The sequence below is a fragment of the Pedobacter sp. 05L430 genome, from assembly GCF_056397585.1.
Genome location: NZ_JBFTNT010000397.1, coordinates 1 through 3,210, shown reverse-complemented (window position 1 = coordinate 3,210; position 3,210 = coordinate 1). Strand labels below are relative to the sequence as shown.

General features: G+C 40.1%; 2 protein-coding genes. One reads left to right on the top strand and one right to left on the bottom strand.

The genetic code is table 11. From position 1 onward, the window contains the following. Positions 1 to 2,387, top strand: a 2,387-nt coding sequence (gene alaS / locus AC1DG9_RS25420) for an alanine--tRNA ligase (RefSeq protein ID WP_477635500.1), incomplete at its 5' end; no start/stop codon positions are given. Positions 2,388 to 2,594: 207 nt separating this feature from the next. Here alaS and AC1DG9_RS25415 read toward each other — a convergent pair. After that, a partial coding sequence (locus AC1DG9_RS25415) for a 3-keto-disaccharide hydrolase (RefSeq protein ID WP_477635499.1) occupies positions 2,595 to 3,210 on the bottom strand: 616 nt, incomplete at its 5' end.

Below are 3,210 nucleotides of genomic sequence, written 5' to 3'. Positions count from 1 at the left end.
CCATTGCCTGGAGCTGGGAACTATTGACCGAGGTTTATAAAATTCCAAAAGATAAATTATATGTTTCCATTTTTGAAGGAGACGAAAAAGAAGGTTTGCCAAGGGATACCGAGGCTTACGAGCTTTGGAAGCAATATGTTCCTGAAGACCGCATTATTTTAGGTAATAAAAAAGATAATTTTTGGGAAATGGGCGATACGGGACCATGTGGTCCATGCTCTGAAATCCATGTTGATTGCAGATCGGATGAGGAGCGTAAAGCCGTTGAAGGTAAATCGCTGGTAAATGCCGACCATCCTCAGGTTATTGAGATATGGAACAATGTATTTATGCAGTTTAACCGTTTAAAAGATGGTTCATTGCAACCGCTTCCTGCCCAGCATGTAGATACTGGAATGGGTTTTGAGCGTTTAGTTCRCGTATTGCAGGAGAAATCTTCAAACTATGATACCGATGTTTTTCAACCCTTAATTCAATTCATCGCTAAACATGCGGGGGTTGATTATGGTGTAGATGAAAAAACGGATATCGCTATGCGCGTGATGGCTGATCATATCCGTGCCATTTCGTTTGTAATTGCCGATGGACAGTTGCCTTCTAATAATAAAGCAGGCTATGTGATCCGTCGTATTTTGCGTCGCGCGGTTAGGTATGCTTATACTTTCCTTAACCTTAAAGACCCGTTTTTAAATCAACTGGTGCCTGTATTGGCCGAGCAATTTAAAGGGGTATTTGATGAGCTTTCAATGCAGCAGGATTTTGTGCAAAAGGTAGTTTTAGAAGAGGAAATTTCTTTCTTAAGAACTTTAGCTACAGGTATCCAACGCTTTGATAATTACACTAAAAAGCAAGGCGAAGTATTAATGGCAGAGAATGCTATTGAGCTTGAAAAAAGATTTGATGATCCATGGGTTCACAGCATATTGAAAGACCAGATGGTGATTTCAGGTGAGTTTGCTTTTGAGCTGAATGATACCTATGGATTTCCGATAGATTTAACTGAATTGATGGCCAGAGAACAACGCTGGACGGTTGATATGGAAGAATATAACAAGGCGCTTTTAAAACAAAAAGAGCGTTCTCGTGCAGCTACTGCGGTTGATACCGGAGACTGGGTTGTGGTAAATCCTGATCTTGAGGTTGAATTTGTGGGATATGACGATTCTGAGGCTGAAACGGAGATTGTAAAGTACCGCAAGGTTAGCGCAAAGGGCAAAGACCAGTATCAGATTGTGTTGAGTAAAACCCCTTTTTATGCTGAAAGTGGTGGTCAGGTTGGTGATACAGGTCGTTTAGAAGATCATAGTCGTCTTTTCTTTGTTGAAATAACTGATACCAAGAAAGAAAACGGCGTAATTGTACATTATGCCGATACCTTACCTGAAGATGTTGATGGTCAGTTTTGGGCTGTTATTGATGAAGATAAACGTTTACTATCTCAGGATAACCATAGCGCCACACACTTGTTGCATGCTGCATTGAAAAAAGTATTAGGGTCGCACGTAAATCAAAAAGGTTCATTGGTAAACCCTGATTACCTGCGGTTCGACTTTTCGCATTTTGCAAAAGTTACTGATGAGGAATTGGCGCAGATTGAACATCTGGTTAATCAGAAAGTAAGAGAAAACATTCCTTTAAAGGAGCAAAGATATGTTCCATATGATCAGGCCATTTCGAGCGGCGTAACTGCTTTATTTGGTGAAAAGTATGGAGATTTAGTACGCATCATCACCTTTGATGATYATTATTCTAAAGAGCTTTGCGGTGGTACACACGTACAGGCAACAGGTCAGATCGGTTATTTTAAAATCACATCTGAAAGTGCTGTTGCTGCTGGTGTAAGAAGAATAGAAGCAATTACAGCTGATAAGGCTGAAGCTTTTATTTTGGAACAAAACAAGGAGCTAAATGAGCTAAGATCGTTATTAAAGGGAAATAAGGACCTTAAAGCCGCTGTTGCTGCACTTATCGAAGAAAATGCAAAGCTTAAAAAGGACGCTGATAAGGCTGTTGGTGAACAAGCTGCAAATCTTAAGCATGAAATTGTACATCACCTTAAAACTATTAATGGCATTAATCTGATTGCAACCCACGTTGATCTCCCAAATGCAGAAGCTGTTAAAAACTTAGCGTTTTCAGTTAAGGATCTGGTTGATGATCTGTTCCTTGTGTTTACTACCTTAATTGATGATAAACCTGGAATTACAGTAATGTTATCAGAGAATCTAGTTAAAGATAAAGGCCTTAATGCTTCTAATATAGTTAGGGAACTAGCAAAAGATATACAAGGCGGGGGTGGCGGACAGCCTTTCTACGCTACAGCTGGTGGAAAAAATAAAGATGGTTTAGCTGCTGTTTTAACTAAAGCTGAATCATTGATCGGTTAGTTATACTATTTAAAGCTATAGCCTTAATACAGTCGTCATCTCGACAATAGGAGAGATCTCTCCTATTGTCGAGATGACGAGGTGGCTATTTTAGAACGATAACTTAGTTCACTCGCTTTACTTAAAATCGACTTTCTGCGAAAAGGCCTAGGAAATTTTGCCCATTTAGCGAAGCGGGCAAAAGATTCCAGTCTTAGAGTAGAATGGCTATTTTACCGTTAATTTCTTAATCGGTTCCAATACCACTTTTCTAAACTCCACTTCAGAGCCCTCTGCCTGCAATGCAATATTGCCGCTACTTACCGTGCAATTGGTTCCATGGTTTACAAAAACGTCGTTAACCCATACTTTCACCTGATCACCCAAACATTCGATAACCATTTTATTCCATTCGCCTACAGGTTTCTCAACATCCTGAACCAATCTTTTTATTCTTCTAAGCTTATCGCCATTAACGCCCCAGTTTTCTTTGGGACCACGTCTTGTTTCCATATCAGGAACAGTAATGTCTTCCTGGATACACCAAAAATCACCGGCCATAGTATGCTGCATTTGTACTTCTATTGATTTTGGGAACATATCGTAAAGTGCCCTCGGTGTAGAAGCATGTACAAGTACACCACAATTGCCTGGTTTGGCGGCAAAACGATATTGTACTTCCAAACGGTAATTTTTATAAGTAGCATCGGTAATCAGGTGACCTCCTGGAGTTCCCAAACTTACCAATAAACCGTTACGAATGATAAAAGGCATCCGGGCGTTTGAATCTTTATCCATYTCAGGAACATCTGCATGCCATCCGGTTAGGTCTTTGCCATTAAAC